11 protein-coding genes are annotated in these 15015 nt (G+C 64.5%); 4 read left to right on the plus strand and 7 right to left on the minus strand.

The genetic code is table 11. The annotated features are described in order from the left end of the window. The first annotated feature begins 226 nt into the window (after positions 1–226). The gene (locus tag ACZ9A3_RS10745; RefSeq protein WP_093382757.1) at positions 227–1105 is read left to right on the plus strand and encodes an alpha/beta hydrolase; all 879 of its coding nucleotides are present in this window, start codon (positions 227–229) and stop codon (positions 1103–1105) included. A gap of 265 nt (positions 1106–1370) precedes the next feature. Here ACZ9A3_RS10745 and ACZ9A3_RS10750 read toward each other — a convergent pair whose 3' ends face one another. The 3 genes from ACZ9A3_RS10750 to ACZ9A3_RS10760 all read right to left on the minus strand — a co-directional run bounded on the left by ACZ9A3_RS10750 (position 1371) and on the right by ACZ9A3_RS10760 (position 4946). Beyond that, positions 1371–1688 carry a DUF2388 domain-containing protein gene (locus tag ACZ9A3_RS10750; RefSeq protein ID WP_093382752.1) on the minus strand — a complete coding sequence of 106 codons (318 nt, stop codon included), beginning with the start codon at positions 1686–1688 and terminating at the stop codon, positions 1371–1373. Between the two features lie 68 nt (positions 1689–1756). Further along, positions 1757–2500 (minus strand): hypothetical protein, encoded by a 744-nt coding sequence (locus tag ACZ9A3_RS10755; protein ID WP_045201988.1) that lies wholly within the window; start codon positions 2498–2500, stop codon positions 1757–1759. A 121-nt stretch (positions 2501–2621) separates the two neighbouring features. Then, a complete protein-coding gene (locus tag ACZ9A3_RS10760; RefSeq protein WP_476252559.1) occupies positions 2622–4946 on the minus strand; it encodes an FdhF/YdeP family oxidoreductase in 2325 nt (774 codons plus the stop codon). Positions 4947–5287: 341 nt separating this feature from the next. Here ACZ9A3_RS10760 and moaA point away from each other — a divergent pair, with 341 nt between their 5' ends. After that, positions 5288–6292, plus strand: a complete 1005-nt coding sequence (gene moaA / locus ACZ9A3_RS10765; protein ID WP_476252560.1) for a GTP 3',8-cyclase MoaA — start codon at positions 5288–5290, stop codon at positions 6290–6292. Positions 6293–6311: 19 nt separating this feature from the next. On the opposite strand, the gene ACZ9A3_RS10770 is transcribed toward moaA, so the two are convergent. Together ACZ9A3_RS10770 and ACZ9A3_RS10775 are read right to left on the minus strand one after the other, a co-directional pair. After that, positions 6312–7460: a glycerate kinase gene (locus ACZ9A3_RS10770; protein ID WP_195884115.1), complete on the minus strand. Its 1149-nt coding sequence runs from the start codon at positions 7458–7460 to the stop codon at positions 6312–6314. 110 nt (positions 7461–7570) lie between these two features. Then, positions 7571–8671, minus strand: coding sequence for a sugar diacid recognition domain-containing protein (locus tag ACZ9A3_RS10775; RefSeq protein WP_476252561.1), 1101 nt, complete (start codon positions 8669–8671; stop codon positions 7571–7573). Between the two features lie 161 nt (positions 8672–8832). Between ACZ9A3_RS10775 and ACZ9A3_RS10780 the strand changes: the two genes are divergently transcribed. Continuing rightward, positions 8833–10167 (plus strand): MFS transporter, encoded by a 1335-nt coding sequence (locus tag ACZ9A3_RS10780; RefSeq protein WP_476252562.1) that lies wholly within the window; start codon positions 8833–8835, stop codon positions 10165–10167. Between the two features lie 111 nt (positions 10168–10278). Beyond that, complete coding sequence (locus ACZ9A3_RS10785; RefSeq protein ID WP_476252563.1) at positions 10279–11286, plus strand: aldo/keto reductase; 1008 nt, start codon at positions 10279–10281, stop codon at positions 11284–11286. Here ACZ9A3_RS10785 and ACZ9A3_RS10790 read toward each other — a convergent pair. Both ACZ9A3_RS10790 and nosP read right to left on the minus strand, forming a co-directional pair. Then, a complete protein-coding gene (locus tag ACZ9A3_RS10790) occupies positions 11264–13843 on the minus strand; it encodes a PAS domain-containing hybrid sensor histidine kinase/response regulator (RefSeq protein ID WP_093382733.1) in 2580 nt (859 codons plus the stop codon). The two genes, ACZ9A3_RS10785 and ACZ9A3_RS10790, sit on opposite strands and share 23 nt — an antisense overlap. Further along, entirely contained in the window at positions 13773–14936 is a 1164-nt protein-coding gene (gene nosP / locus ACZ9A3_RS10795) for a nitric oxide-sensing protein NosP (RefSeq protein ID WP_093387540.1), read from the minus strand. Before nosP ends, ACZ9A3_RS10790 begins: the two co-directional genes overlap by 71 nt. Positions 14937–15015: the final 79 nt, after the last annotated feature.

Consider the following 15015-nt stretch of genomic DNA (forward strand, 5'->3'; position numbering starts at 1 on the left):
CTTGCTGGAACCCGGTGCGCCTCTGGTACGGGTGTGCAATGTGATCGATCGATCAACTCGGTCCGGCGCTGCGTCCAAGCCCTGCGGGCGCGCCATGAACGGGCTGCAGAGAGTCTAGTAATGCGTTGCATTTCGCGAGGTGCAGTTCGTCGCCTGGCAAGTTCCCCTACAGCTTGGGCGGCGCTTCTGTTAAAACGCGTCTTTGTATTCAGACGAACGATTTACCATGGCCTTTTTCTCGCTCAAACACCCTCGCCGCTGGCTCTACGGGCTGGCCCTGACCAGCGTAGTGGTCGGCCTGCCGGTGGGTTGCGCGGTGCTCGAGCACAAGGAGCGCGAGTTGCTGTTTCGCATCGAGCCGGGCAATGCCAGCTGGTACCGGGGCATGCCCGCAGGCGTCCAGGAGCTTGAGTTACGGCCCGAGACCTTCAAGGCCGGGCAGAACATCCACGCCTGGTGGTGGCCAGCAAAAAGGCCGGATGCACCGGCCATCCTCTACCTGCACGGGGTGCGCTGGAACCTCACCGGCCAGCTGTTTCGCATCCAGCAACTGCATAACCTTGGCTATTCGGTGCTGGCGATCGACTACCGCGGTTTTGGCCAGAGCCGTGGCGGCCTGCCCTCCGAGGCGAGCGTCTACGAGGACGCGCAGGTGGCCTGGGAACGCTTGCAGGCGTTGCAGCCCGACCCGCGCAAACGGCTGATCTACGGGCACTCGCTGGGCGGTGCGGTGGCGGTCGAGCTGGCCGCGCAGTTGGGCCAGCAAGCGCACAAGGACCAGCGTCCGGTGCCGGCGCGCGGCTTGATCATCGAATCGACCTTCACCTCCCTGGGCGATGCCGCCACGGCAGTGGCCAAGACCTCGCTGCCAGTGCGCTGGCTGCTGTCGCAGAAGTTCGATTCAATCGACAAGATTGCCGCCATCGGCATGCCGCTGCTGGTGGTTCACGGCCTGGACGACCGATTTGTGCCGCCGCGTTTCAGCGAGCAACTGTTCGCTGCGGCGCAGCCGCCGAAAAACCTGCTGCTGGTGCCGGGGGCTACCCATAACAACAGCATGAGCCTGGCGGGGCAGCGTTACCGGCAGGCGATCGAGGCGCTTTGAGGTGGACCTGTAGCGGCCTCATCGCGGGTCAAGCCCGCTCCCACAGTGGACCTGTGTACTCCGAACCTGTGGGGGCCTTGCCAGCGCTCAACATCTGATGTGCTGACTGCACCGGCCTCATCGCGGGTCAAGCCCGCTCCCACAGTGGGCCTGTTTACACCGAACCGGTGGGAGCTGGCCTTGCCTGCGATCGAGCGCGCAGCGGTCGTAATCCAGGCGCCGCCTGCTGCATTGACTTCACCGGCCTCATCGCCAGCACTGGTGATTATTGCCCGGCGCCGAACTGCTCTTGCAGCAAGATCGCCCGCGCCAGCTCTTCGTCGCTGGCTTTGAGGTCGGGGTTCTGCGCGCGGATGCTCTGCAGCATCGACTCCAGGTACACGCCGCGGATCGCACCGTCACTGGCAATGAACGACGAGGCGTCGTCACGGGCGGGGATGATGCGTTTGTCGTCCTTGAAGGTCGAGTACAGCGAAGCGGATACCCCGGCCGAGGTGGCAACATCACCGGCGTCGACTTTGGCCAGGGCCGAGCCGAAGGGCAGACAGAGCACAAGCGAGGAAACGAGCAGTAAACGGCGCATGGTGATGCCTCCGGATAAAGAGTACCTACATCAACTAGGATTGCCGTAAGTACCTTGAGTTCCCCGGCCTATTGCACCGGCAGGAAGTTCATCAGCAGCAGGCTTTGCGCGTAGTTAAGGCCAATACGCCGATAGCGCTCGTCGAGCATCTGCGCCAGCAGGTCCAGGCGCGCGACGATCTTGCCGAATTCCACGGCAAAGCTCAGGTTGCTGCCCTCCTCCGATATTTCATTGGAAAACAGCAGCAGCACGCCATTGGCGTCCTGGCGCTGGCTGAGCAGCCAGGTGGCCTTTTCGATGTTGCGCGCGGCATTGCTGACGAACTGCGGGTCGATGGTGTCGGTCATGAAAAATTCGGTGCGCCCGCCATGGGCGGTGACCAGCATGCTGCCAATGGCATAGATGAAGGCGCCGACCCGATCGCCGCGAAACTCCGGGCTAAGCGCATAGCTGAGCGCAGCCAGGTCGCGGCGCTCGCCCAGTTGCGCCAACGGCTGGCGTTGCTCGATGGCCTGGCGGATCTGCCGCTCGGCGGTGCTGGCATCGACATAGCCGGACTGGCGCCACTGGTTGGGGTTGCGCTGGTACAGCTTGTTCATCAGCAGGTAAAGGCTGCGCAGGTTGTCGCGCATCGACAGCGTGGCCATGCGGTCGACGCTGGTCTGCAACAGCTCTTGAGGGCGGCCTTGGCTGAACTGGCTGACGATGTCGCGGCCTTGTTGCTGGCTGCAGGCGCTGAGGCTGGCAAGCAAGGCGCCCGCCATCACCGGCAGGCGCAGGTGTCGCAGGAAAACGAGAAACGGATCAACCATCGGCACCGGTCGGTAATCAGCGGCGACGCTGGGAGTCAGCGTCGCCTGGCCATGAATAGAGCCGACAAATCGGAAAAAGTGCGATGGTGGGCGCGATTGCCTCAGCGACTCGAGTACAGCGTCAGAGGTGCGCTGATGGAATCAGGTTGTCGGCGCTGGCTTTCTCGAGCTTGATGGCGATGAATTTCGAGGTCGGTGTGAAGGTGCGCTCACCGTAGCTTTCCAGCGGCACCAGCGGGTTGGTCTCCGGGTAGTAGGCCGCGGCCTGGCCTGGCGGAATGTCGTAGGCGACCAGGGTAAAGCCACTGACCCGTCGCTCGCGGCCGTCTTCCCACAGCGAGACCATATCGACCTTGTCGTTGGGCTTGAAGCCCAGGCGGCGGATGTCCTGCTCGTTGGCGAAGACCACCTCACGCAGGCCGAATACGCCGCGGTAGCGATCGTCGAGGCCGTACAGGGTGGTGTTGTACTGGTCGTGGGAGCGCAGGGTCTGCAGGATCAGGTCCGGGGTGTCGCCACGGGCCAGAACTTCTTCGTTGACCAGCTGCGCCGGCAGCACGCTGGCAGTGAACTGCGCCTTGCCGCTTTCGGTGTGCCAATCGCGCTGCGCCGCGGTGTTGCCCAGGTGGAAGCCACCTGGGTGCTGCAGGCGCGCATTGAAGTCCTCGAAACCCGGGATAACGTCGGCAATCAGGTCGCGAATGCGGCTGTAGTCGGCAACCGTCCACTGCCAGTCGATCGGCCGGTCACCGAGGGTGGCCTTGGCGATGCCGGCGACGATCGCAGGCTCCGAGCGCAGCAGCGGCGAGCAGGGTTTGAGCTGGCCGTGGGAGATATGCACCATGCTGAAGGTGTCTTCGACGGTGATGCCTTGCGGCCCTTCGGCCTGCAGGTCGATTTCGGTACGGCCCAGGCACGGCAGGATCAGGGCGTCACGGCCGGTGACCAGGTGCGAGCGGTTGAGCTTGGTGGCGATGTGCGCGGTCAGCGCGCAGTTGCGCAAGGCGTCGTGGGTGCGCGGGGTATCGGGGGTGGCCTGGGCGAAGTTGCCGCCCAGGGCGATGAACACCTTGGCGCGCTGCTCTTCCATGGCCTGGATCGCCAGCACCGCGTTGTGCCCGTGCAGGCGCGGGGCCTTGAAGGCGAAGCGCGCTTCCAGGGCATCGAGCAGGCGCGCCGGTGGCTGCTCGTCGATGCCCATGGTGCGGTCGCCTTGCACGTTACTGTGGCCGCGTACCGGCGACAGCCCGGCGCCCGGCTTGCCGACGTTGCCGCGCAGCAGCTGCAGGTTGATGATTTCCTGCACGGTCGGCACTGAGTGACGGTGCTGGGTCACGCCCATGGCCCAGCACATGATCACCCGCTCGGCGCGCCGGTACATGCGGGCAGCCAGCTCAAGCTCGGCCAGGCTCAGGCCCGACTGCTCGACAATATCTGCCCAACGGGTGGCATCGACTTCGGCCAGGTAAGCGTCGAGCCCCGAGGTGTGCTCGGCGATAAAGACGTGGTCGAACACTGCCGGCTCGCCCTTGGCCTGGGCCTCGCGTTCCCATTGCAGCAAAAACTTGGCAATGCCGCGCATCACCGCCATGTCGCCGCCCAGGGCCGGACGAAAGTACGCGGTGTTGGTCGGCTCGGAGCCGTTGCTGAGCATCTCGAACGGGTGCTGCGGATGCTGGAAACGCTCCAGGCCACGCTCCTTGAGCGGGTTCAGGCAGATCACCTGAGCCCCGCGCTTGACTGCCTCGCGCAGCGGTTCGAGCATGCGCGGGTGGTTGGTGCCGGGGTTCTGGCCGATAACGAAGATTGCGTCGGCGTGCTCCAGGTCGTCGAACACCACCGTGCCCTTGCCGACCCCGAGGGTTTCCGACATGCCGACACCGCTGGCCTCATGGCACATGTTCGAGCAATCAGGGAAGTTGTTGGTGCCGTAGGCGCGCACGAACAGCTGGTAAAGGAACGCCGCCTCGTTGCTGGCCCGGCCGGAGGTGTAGAACTCGGCCTGGTCAGGAGATTCGAGGCTGTTGAGGTGCTGGGCGATCAGCGCAAAGGCGTCCTCCCAGCTGGTTTCGACGTAGTGGTCGGTGGCGGCGTCATAGCGCATCGGATGGGTCAGGCGGCCCTGATATTCAAGCCAGTAGTCGCTCTGGCGGGCCAGCTCGGTGACGCTGTAGCGGGCGAAGAAATCCGCATCGACCAGGCGCCCGGTGGACTCCCAGTTGACCGCCTTGGCGCCGTTCTCGCAGAACTTGACCATGCCGCTTTCCGGCGACTCGCCCCAGGCGCAACCGGGACAGTCGAAACCGCCGCTCTGGTTGGTCTTGAGCATAACGCGCAGGTTCTTGAAGGCGTTTTCACTGCCCAGCCAGCTCTTGGTCACGCTTTTCAGCGCGCCCCAACCGGCGGCGGGGGCGTCATAGTTTTTTATATGTTCATCTTGGCTCATCGCGGCTTCCTCGCTTGGCTCGCAGGGCATCTTTAACGTTTCACCGATTAACAACTTGTTATTGACAGGTTGATTAATGGCGAACTTCGTTTTCTACCCTTTCAGGCTATTGAGCGTGGACTCAGGCGTCTAATCAAAACAAATGACGAACCGATCAAGACCCTCTATCACGACGCTGAAACCCTCGTAATACGGGGGCTGCAAGCTACCGATAGATGAGCCTTATCAGTTGGTCATTAATAGTGATTTGACCGACATGGACGATTTAAATAGCCTCGACCATCATCAAAGAACTAGTGCGCAAACGCATCCCAGACGCGCGATAAGAGGCCCTGTCCTGCATGAGTGCAAACGGCAAACAACTGGTCGACGGCTACAATCGTAAAATCGATTACCTGCGCATGTCGGTCACCGATCGCTGCGACTTTCGCTGCGTCTATTGCATGGCCGAAGACATGCAGTTCCTGCCGCGCCAGCGCATCCTCACCCTCGAGGAGCTGTACCAGCTGGCCGAGCGTTTCGTCGCCATGGGCACCCGCAAGATCCGCCTGACCGGTGGCGAGCCGCTGGTGCACGCTGGCATCGTCGAGCTGTGCGCACGCATCGCCGCCCTGCCCGGCCTGCGCGAACTGTGCATGACCAGCAACGGCTCGCAACTCACCCGCCTGGCCCAGCCGCTGTTCGATGCCGGCCTTTCGCGCCTGAACATCAGCCTCGACAGCCTCGATGCCGAGCGTTTCAAGGCTTTGACCCGCACCGGCGATCTGGCCCAGGTGGTTGCCGGCATCGACGCCGCCCATGCCGCCGGCTTTCGCCGCACCAAGCTCAACTGCGTGGTGCTCAAGGGCCGCAACGATGATGAAGTGGTCGATCTGGTGCGCTTTGCCATCGATCGCCAGCTGGATATTTCCTTTATTGAAGAAATGCCCCTGGGGGTGATCAGCGAGCACCAGCGCAGCGAGTCCTATTGTTCAAGTGACGAAGTGCGCGCGCGTATCGCCGAGCACTTCAGCCTGATCGAGTCGGCCGAATCAACCCAGGGCCCCTCGCGTTACTGGCGTCTGGCTGAGGCGCCGGATATCCGCATCGGCTTCATCTCGCCGCACAGCCACAACTTTTGCGCCAGCTGCAACCGCGTGCGGCTGACCGTCGAAGGCCGTCTGCTGCTGTGCCTGGGCAATGAGCACGCCGCCGACCTCAAGCAGGTGCTGCGTGCCCACCCGGGTGACAGCGAACGCCTGGACAAGGCCATCCGCCAGGCCATGACCCTCAAACCCTACAGCCATACTTTCGATATCAATGGCGAGGTGCAGATTTTGCGTTTCATGAACATGACGGGGGGCTAGCGGCGATGACGCCGGCCCGTCAGCCGGCGGGCAACGCCCGGGCGCGGCACCACAGGCGGGCGATGTCGCCAGCGCGGGCCTGGAGCAAGGCTGGCGCATTGGCACAGGCCGCCTCGAGGGTCATCGGCCCGCTGGTCAGGGCAAACGCGGCGTCGATGCCATGGGCATACAGCTGTTGGTAACCCTCGCCCAAGGTGCCAGCAATCACCACCACCGGCACCCCATGGCGCTGTGCTACCCGGGCCACGCCGAACGGCGTCTTGCCGCGCAGGGTCTGCGCATCAAAACGGCCCTCGCCGGTAATCACCAGGTCTGCCCCCTGCACCGCCGCTTCAAGCCCGGCAAGCTCGGCCACCACTTCGATCCCCGGGCGAAAGGCCGCCTGCATGAAGGCCTTGGCGGCAAAGCCCATGCCGCCAGCGGCGCCGCTGCCAGGGAAGTCACGCACATCAGTGCCCAGCAGTTGCCCGCAGTGGTCGGCAAAGTGTCCCAAGGCCTGGTCCAGGGCCCGGACCTGCTCGGGGCTTGCGCCCTTTTGCGGGCCAAAGATCGCTGAAGCGCCATTGCTGCCGCACAGCGGGTTGTCGACATCCGCGGCAACTTCCAGCTGCACCTCGCGCAAACGCCGGTCCAACGCGCTGGCATCGATGCGGGCAAGCTGGGCCAGGGCCAGGCCGCCTTCAGCGAGCGGCTGATTGTCGGCGTCGAACAATTGCAGGCCCAGCGCCCGCAACATGCCGCTGCCGGCATCATTGGTGGCACTGCCGCCGATGGCCAGGATAATCCGCCGGGCGCCGGCATCCAGCGCCGCAGCAATCAGTTGGCCGGTGCCAAAGGTGCTGCTGCGACAGGCATCGCGCTGCGCCAGGGTGAGCAGTTGCAGGCCACTGGCGGTGGCCATTTCGATGATCGCCGTGTGGCTGTCGGCCAGCCAGCCCCAACCGGCGTCGACCGGCTCACCCAGCGGTCCGCGCACGCGCAGGCTGCGCAGCTCGCCGGCACAGGCAGCGACGATGGCCGCCATGGTACCTTCGCCGCCGTCGGCCATCGGGCACTTGACCCGTTGCGCCTGCGGCAACACCAGGGCAATACCGGCAGCAATGGCGTCGGCGACGCCTTCGGCGCTGAGGCTGTCCTTGAACGAGTCGGGGGCGATGACGATTTTCATGGGGATTCTCCTGATCCAGATGCCTGCATGCTGACAGTTGGGCTGCAAGAGTGCGTCGGTCGGATGCACAAAAACCGCCCGCGCTTGTTTGGCACTTGGCCAAAACTGCCTCAGTTGCCGGCTGGCAGCAACTGCAAGCCCAGGTACAGGCTGAGCATCCCTTCCAGGCGCAACGGGTCGACTTCGCTCAGTTCGGCGATGCGCTCCAGACGATAGCGCAGGCTGTTGCGGTGAATGCCCAGGGCATCGGCGCAGGCCTGGCTCTGGCCATCGTGGGCACACCAGGCGCGCAGGGTCGCCAGCAGCTGGCCGCTGTTGTCCTTGGCACGAATGCGCTGCAGCGGTTCGAGCAGCTCGTCGAGGGCGTCATCATTGCGATGGCGCCACAGCATCGCTGGCAGGCGGTAGCGGCTCAAGGTCAGCAGGCGCTCGGCCGGCAGCACTTCGCGGCCATAGGCCAGCAAGTCGCGCACCCGCCGATAACCCCCGCGCAGTTGCTCCAGGCTTTGCGCCGGCGAACCTGCGGCCAGGCGCTGCACCTGCCAGCCATGGCGTTGCAAACGCTCCAGCAGTTTCGGTTCATCCAGCACCACGGTGGCGGGCCGGCACCAGAGCAGCGACTGGCGCGCGGGGCTTACGCACCAGCTGTCCGGGTAGCGGCTCATCAACCAGCTGGCCAACGCCTCGGCCGCAGGCCCGGCGTCCAGCTCAAACAGGCAGGGAATGCGCGGCAGTTGCGGCTTGAGGCCCAGCTGGCGAGCCTCATCGACCAGCCGCGGCGAATCGCCAGAGCCGCCCAGCAGCAATGCCAGCAGGTCGTCGCAGCGCTGGCGCCGCCACTGCTGCTCGACCTGCAGGTGACGCTGGGCCAAAAGCATTTCGGCGGTCATCCGTACCAGCTCGCCATAGGTGCGCAACTGCTGCGGATCACCGGTCAGGCCCAGCACACCGATCAAGCGCCCGTCGAGCAGCAGCGGCAGGTTGACCCCGGGCTGCACACCCTTGAGGCACTTGGCCGCTTCGACGTCGAGCTCGACGATTCGACCGTTGGCCAGCACCAGCTGCGCACCTTCGTGACGGGTGTTGATGCGCTCGGGCTCGCCACTGCCGAGGATCAGGCCCTGGCTGTCCATGACGTTGACGTTGCACGGCAGAATCGCCATCGCCCGCTCGACGATGTCTTGCGCCAGGTCATGGTCCAGTTCGAACATGGGAGGATCCTTGTTGTCGCAATGATTGGTCCGGGGCACAGCAGGCCGCACGAATTGCTGTGCAAAAGCACAAAGACAGCCACGGTCCGCTCACCGAGACTCGTCGCAGCAGCCGCCTCGATGCAGGCTGCGGCGATAAACATAACAACAGAGAGAGAATCATGTCATACAGCCCTGCCCCTGACCAAGGCCAAGACGTCACCCGCAATGCGCTGTATCGGCGCATCACCTTGCGGCTGATTCCGTTCATCTTCATCTGCTACCTGTTCAACTACCTGGACCGGGTCAACGTCGGCTTTGCCAAGTTGCAGATGCTCGATGCGCTCAAGTTCAGCGAAACCATCTACGGCCTGGGTGCCGGGATTTTCTTCATCGGCTATGTGCTGTGCGGGCTGCCCAGCAACCTGGCGCTCAACCGCTTCGGCCCGCGACGCTGGATCGCGCTGATGATGATCGCCTGGGGCACGCTGTCGACCTGCCTGCTGTTCGTCACCACGCCCATGGAGTTCTACGTCCTGCGCCTGTTCACCGGCGCCGCCGAAGCGGGCTTCTTCCCCGGCATCGTGCTGTACCTTTCGCGCTGGTTCCCGGCCACCCGTCGCGGGCGGATCATGGCCCTGTTCATGTCGGCGATCCCGGTGTCGGGCTTGCTCGGCGGGCCGTTCTCGGGCTGGATTCTCAATCATTTCGCCGCCGGCCAGCATGGCCTGGCCGGCTGGCAGTGGATGTTCCTGATCCAGGGCCTGCCGACCGTGCTGCTGGGCTTTCTGGCGATCTTCCTGCTCAGTGATGGTTACGCCAAGGCCAAATGGCTAAGCCCGGACGAACGCCAGATCATCGAAACCGACCTCAAGGCCGATGCCGCCAGCAAGCCGGTGACCAGCAGCGACAGCCTGCTGTCGGTGTTTGCCAACCCGCTGATCTGGACCTTCGGTTTCGTCTACTTCTGCATCCAGAGCGGGGTCTATGCGATCAACTTCTGGCTGCCGTCGATCATCAAGAACCTGGGTTTCAGCGACGCCCTGCTGATCGGTTGGCTGAGCGCCATCCCCTACCTGCTGGCCGGGGTGTTCATGCTGCTGGTCGGGCGCTCGGCAGACCTGCGCAACGAGCGCCGCTGGCATCTGGTGGTGCCGATGCTGATGGGTGCCCTGGGCCTGCTGATCGCGGTGAACTTCGGCCACAGCCCGGTGATTGCGATTATCGGTTTGAGCATTGCCACCATGGGCGCCCTCACCGGCCTGCCGATGTTCTGGCCGATGCCCACCGCACTGCTCAGCGCCGGTACCGCAGTGGCGGGCCTGGCGATCATCAACTCGGTCGGGCAGATGGCCGGCTTTCTCAGCCCCTACCTGGTCGGTTTCATCAAGGACCAGACCGGCTCGACCGATGCCGCGCTGTATTCGCTGGCGGGCTTGATTGTGTTTGGTAGTTTGGTGGCGCTGCGGGTTTCGCGGGTGCGGGCTGCCGGGGCGGCGGCTGAACCGGCGAACTGAGGCAAGCCCGCTCCTACATAATGTAGGAGCGGGCGTGCCCCGCGATGCTTTAAATCAGAGGTGGAACTGTGTAAAACAGATCGAATTCCAATCGCCAAAGGCCTTTCGATCATGATTTACCGTCCACTGGGCCAAAGCGGCCTGCAGGTGTCGGCACTGACCCTGGGCAGCATGATGTTCGGCGAGCCGACCAGCACCGAAGACTCGCTGCGCATCATCGCCAAGGCCTGGGACCAGGGCATCAATTTCATCGACACCGCCGACGTCTACAACGCCGGGCGCAGCGAGGAAATCGTCGGCGAGGCCATTGCCCGCCACCGCCACGACTGGATCCTCGCCTCCAAGGTCGGCTTCGGCCCTGCCGAGGGCCTGCCCAACCGTAGCGGCTTAAGCCGCAAGCACATCTTCAATGCCATCGAAGCCAGCCTGACCCGCCTGGGCACCGATTACCTGGACATCTACTACCTGCACCGCGAAGACCACAACACCCCGCTTGAGGTCACCGTCAGCGCCATCGGCGACCTGCTGCGCCAGGGCAAAATTCGCCACTGGGGTGTGTCCAACTTCCGCGGCTGGCGCATCGCCGAGCTGTGCAACCTGGCCGAGCGCCTGGGCGTGCCCAAGCCGGTGGCCAGCCAGCCGCTGTACAACATCGTCAACCGCCAGGCCGAACCCGAGCAGTTCAGCGCCGCCGCCCATCACGGCCTGGGCATCGTGCCCTACAGCCCGCTGGCGCGCGGCGTGCTCAGCGGCAAGTACGCGCCCAATGCCAGCCCCGATGCCAACAGCCGCGCCGGACGCCAGGACAAGCGCATCCTGGAAACCGAATGGCGCCCAGAATCGCTGCAGATCGCCCAGCAGATCCACGCCTACCTGCAGCCCAGGGGCATCGGCATGGTCGAGTTCGCCATCGCCTGGGTGCTCAACAACCGCGCGGTCAGCTCGGCGATCGTCGGCCCGCGCACCGAAGCCCAGTGGGACACCTACAGCGGCGCGCTGGCGGTGCAGATCAGCGCTGAAGACGAAGCCTTCATCGATTCACTGGTAACCCCGGGCCACGCCTCGACTCACGGCTACAACGACAGCGCGCACTACGTCAGCGGTCGCGCGGCGCGCTGAGTTCGGCGCCGAGCAGGTGGCTGATGGCGGCCTTGAGCTTCATCGGCCGCACCGGCTTGTGCATCAACGTATGGCCGCGCTCGCGCACCTGTTGTTTTAGCTCGTTGCTGTAGTTGGCGGTGATCATCAAGGCCGCCAGCGGTACAGGCCGCTGGGCATTGATCGCCGCCACCGCATCGACGCCGTTGCGGCCGTTGTCCAGGTGGTAATCGGCGATCAGCAGGTCGGCTTCGGCGCTGTTGCAGGCCACCTGGCGCGCCAGGTCCTGCTCACTCAAGGCCGTCACCACCTCGCAGCCCCACTGCTCGAGCAAGGTGCGCATGCCGGCGCAGATCGCCGCGTCGTTATCCAGCACCCAGATACGCGCGCCTTCCAGGCGTTCGCGCAGCGGCTCGCTGAGGTCGGGTTCGGCCAGCCGCCTGGGTGCCTGGAGGCTGCAGGGTACTTCGACGGTAAACACCGAGCCCTTGCCCGGCACTGAACGCAATTGCAGGCGGTGGCCGAGAATCCCGGCGATCTTGTCGACGATGGCCAAGCCCAGGCCCAGGCCGCGGTCCTGGTCCGGGCGCTGCGCATCACCACGACGAAACTCCTCAAACACCTCTTCGCGGCGCTCTTGGGCAATGCCGATGCCGGTGTCCCAGACCTCGATCGACAACGCCTTGGCGCGCCGCCGGCAGCCGAGCAGCACGCGGCCGCGCGGGGTGTAGCGGATGGCATTGCTGAGCAGGTTGCGCAGTATCCGCGCCAGCAACTGGATATCGCTGTGCACGCTCAGCCCACAGGGCACATAGGCCATGCGCAGGCCCGCGCTGGCGGCGGCATGAGCAAATTCGGCGGCGAGGTTGTCGAGCAGGTCGCTGACGGCGAAGCTGGCAAGGTCGGCCTTGATCACCCCGGCGTCGAGCTTGGAGATATCCACCAGGGTGCCGAGCAGGTTCTCGACGTCATCCAGCGAGTTGCTGACATTGCGCACCAGCGCAGGGTTAGCGCTGCTCTGTTCGAGCAAGGCACTGGTGAACAGCCGCGCCGCGTTCAAGGGTTGCAGCAAGTCATGGCTGACGGCGGCGAGGAACTTGGTCTTCGACAGGTTGGCCTGCTCGGCTTGCTGCTTGGCCTTGCTCAGTTCGGCGGTGCGTTCGCGTACCCGCACTTCGAGGTTCTGATAGGCCTGGTGCAGGGCCTCGGCACTGCGCCGGCGTTCGGTGATGTCGCGAATCAGCACGAAAATCCCAACCACCTCGCCACTGGCCAGGCGGTTGGGCACGTAGGAGCGCAGCATGTAGCGTTCCTGGCCGTTGACGTGGGTCTCGGCGCATTCGAACGTCACGCTCTCGCCGGCCAGCGCCCGCTCGATGTAACCCTCCAGGCGCTGGTAGTGCCCGGGGCTGTGCACCTCGCGCAGGTTCTGCCCGAGCATCACCCCCGGCGGCCAGCAGTACCACTGCTCGTAGACCTTGTTGGTGAACTCGTAGACCAGCTCGGCATTGAGGTAGGCAATCAGCGCCGGCACATGGTCGGTGATCAGCCGAATCCAGCGCTCGCTTTCGCTCAGGGCTTGCGCGTGCTGGTAGCGTTCGGTGATGTCAGTGAAAGTGTTGACGAAACCGCCGGTGGGCAACGGATGGGTACGGATTTCCAGCATGCGTCCGTCGAACAGGCGCTGTTCCAGTTCATGCACACAGCGGCCATTGCCGTCGCGGCTGGCCGGGGTCAGCAAGGCCAGTTCGCTGTCGGCGATCACTTCGGTAAAGGATCGGTGGGCGGCGATCGGCGCCAGGCCGCTGAGTTCGAGAAAACGCCGGTTCCACAGTTCCAGCACGCCGTCGGCATTGACCATGGCCACGCCCTGGGACAGGTTGTCGACCGCCCGTTGCAGCAAGTAGGACTTTTGCGCCACCGCCTGCTCGCGGCGCCGGGTTTCGCTGTGCTTGACCTCGGTGATGTCGGTGAACAGCATCACCCGCCCGCCGTCCTGGGTTGGCCGCTCGCTGACCTGCAGCCAGCGCCCGTTGTGCAGACGGTACAGCAGGTGTTCGTCGCTGACACCGCGCAGTTCTTCGCGCAACAGGCCGCTGCTGTGCATCAGGCGCTTGACCTCGGCCAGGCGCATGCCGCTGATGATGCGCAAGCGGCTGCCGGCCCAGAAGGCTTTGAAACGGCTGTTGAAGAGGACGATGCGCAAGTCCGGGTCGAACAGCACAAAGGCGTCGGAGATGCTTTCGATGGCATCGACCAGGTGCTGGTGGGCGGTTTCCGCGCGCAGCCGGGCCTCGCTGAGCAGGTGGTTGCTGGCCTTGAGCTCGACCAGGGTCTGGTTCAGGGCATCGGTGCGCTCGCGTACCTGTTCGGCCAGCACCACCGAATGCTGGAACGCCGCATAGGAATCGTCCGGGCGCGCCGCCCCCGACTCCAGGCGCTCGATCAGCGCGGCGTTGATGCGCAGCAGCTTGTGGTTGGCCCGTTGCAGCTCGGCCAGGCGCGGGTCACTGTTCACACTGGCCTCGGGGCCGGCCGATGGCAACGCCGGTGAAGGTCTGGTTGATGTGCATGCCATTGAACTGTTCCCCGTAGGAGTTGAAACCCAGCACCCGCTGTCTGCGCAGAAAACGGCCGACCTCGGCCAGGCTGTCGCTGCCTTCGAGCTCCAGGCGGCGCAGGAAGCAATCGCAACCGATGGTCAGCAGCAAGGGCCCGAGGCGTTGTTGCAGGCCGCTAAACAGGTGCTGCAGATTCGGCAACAGCGGCCCCGGACGCATGGCGGTGAGGACGATGCCGTTCTCCACCGCGCAGTAGAAACTCAGGCTCAGGTCCTCGTGCACCTGCTGGATGGCGCGCACGTAATAACGCTCGTTGATGCGCACCGCCAGCGGGTGGGCGGCGAAGGTGCGGTGATTGATCTGGCTGACCGGCACGCCGATCAACTGCGCGTATTCAAGCGCTGCCGGTTCGGCGTTGAGCTCGTAGACCCGGCGCAACTGGCGATCGGCGCGGGTGATTACCAGTTTTTCACTGCGCGGCTCGATGTGATGGGTGGTGAACACCTCGAACTCAAGCCCGGTGTTGACCAGCAGCACCACCGCAGCGCCACTGCGAAAGGCGCCGTCGAAGTACACATGGGTGTGGTGCAGATGATTGTCGTCACCGGCCGAGCCACCGAAATGCGGGATATCGCCCAACGCCGCACTGAGTGCCGCCAGCACGGTTTCTTCACGGCTGGACAGGCCGTCGAGCAGGGTCAGGGCAAAGCTGTGGCCCTTGATCGGCGCCAGGGTATTGCTACGACACTCGCCCACCAGGCGCTCGACCGTGGCCTGGGCCTGGATCAGGCTGAACGCCGGCATGGCGTCGATCAGTTCGGCGGCGATGGAAAACTGCCGGTGATCAAAACCCAGGGCGGTGATGCAGCCACGGCCGTAACCGTCGGGGGTAAGTTCGCCGGCACTGGTGCAACCGGCCAGGCGAATGCCGCCGAAGCTCTGTTGCAGGGCCTGGGCCAGGGCCGGCAGGTCGTACTCGGCGGAGCAGAAGAACAACACGAAACCCAGGTGCGGGTGCAGCAGCTGGCTGGCCAGTTCCTGGGCGGCAAGCTCAGCGGCGCTGGCCCGCGACACGGCACTGATCACGCCCTCGGCCGGGAACTGCTGCATGGGTGCCTCCTGGGTGGGCATTGATCGATGCAGGCAGTTTAGGCAGGCGCGGTAGCGCGCCGAATGCTACTTGGGTACT

Source organism: Pseudomonas sp. TE4620, from assembly GCF_056279045.1.